This window comes from Bradyrhizobium sp. STM 3809, assembly GCF_000239795.1.
In the GTDB taxonomy this organism is placed as follows: Bacteria; Pseudomonadota; Alphaproteobacteria; order Rhizobiales; family Xanthobacteraceae; genus Bradyrhizobium.
Genome location: NZ_CAFJ01000624.1, coordinates 1 through 844 on the forward strand (window position 1 = coordinate 1; position 844 = coordinate 844).

Consider the following 844-nt stretch of genomic DNA (forward strand, 5'->3'; position numbering starts at 1 on the left):
CGCGGTTACACAGAGTCTTGCGCAGCAGGTGGTTCGCCTTAGTAAGCCCGAGGAGCCTGCGAAGGTAGACACCTCCGAGTCACAATGGGCCACGGTTGCAGCGCTCACCGCGCCGAAAACTGGGGGCAAGCTGGAGGGCACTCGCTGGACCTTGGCCCCTTCGGACAACAATGCCTTGTCAGCTGCTGACGGGCGTTCGGCAGCTATCCTCCGCGCGGCGTTGAGCCAACTCGGAATATGGGAAGGTGGAGGGGATGCCGACCAACGCGCAATAGCGGCATATTGGAAGTCCGCCGTCGAGGCTGGTGGCATCCCACCGGTAGCAAAGAACGATCCCATCTACGGACTTTGGGGTGGGCCATTCCTTGCTTGGGCTGTCGTCCAGGCGGGGGCGAAGCCTCCAAGCGCGGCAGCTGCGTTTCGGTCATGGTTGAACTGGGGAACCGAAATCTCTCCGTTGAAAGCAAAGCCGGGGATGATCGCGATAGTTGATACGGGGCAGCATCAGTTGCCAGCCCGTAGTGGTTTGATGGTAGGAGTGTTATTAGGTCAACGCGCCGACTGCGTTGAAATGGTCGTCGGCAATATCGCTGATCGGGTTGTTGTGACCTGTGTTCATGGGCAAGTCTTGAGCTTCAGGTCGCCCGACTAGAGTCGACGTTTGCGTTCGTCCGGCGCAGTTGGAGCCATTGTCTTTCCAATCTCGCGACCGGAGCAAGGGCATGCAGGAAACCTGACTGCCGTGCACTACTGCAACCGCACCGGCAAATTCAGCGGCCCGCGAAAGCCGAAGCCATGCCATCGCACGGCCGCCGCATCCGCCAGCTCCATCTTCGGAAACCGG

Annotated in this window: 1 protein-coding gene; it reads left to right on the forward strand. The window is 60.2% G+C overall.

Annotated elements, in window-relative coordinates:
• On the forward strand, window positions 1-652 hold a 652-nt coding region (locus BRAS3809_RS37150), incomplete at its 5' end, for a C40 family peptidase (protein WP_210161117.1).
• Window positions 653-844: the final 192 nt, after the last annotated feature.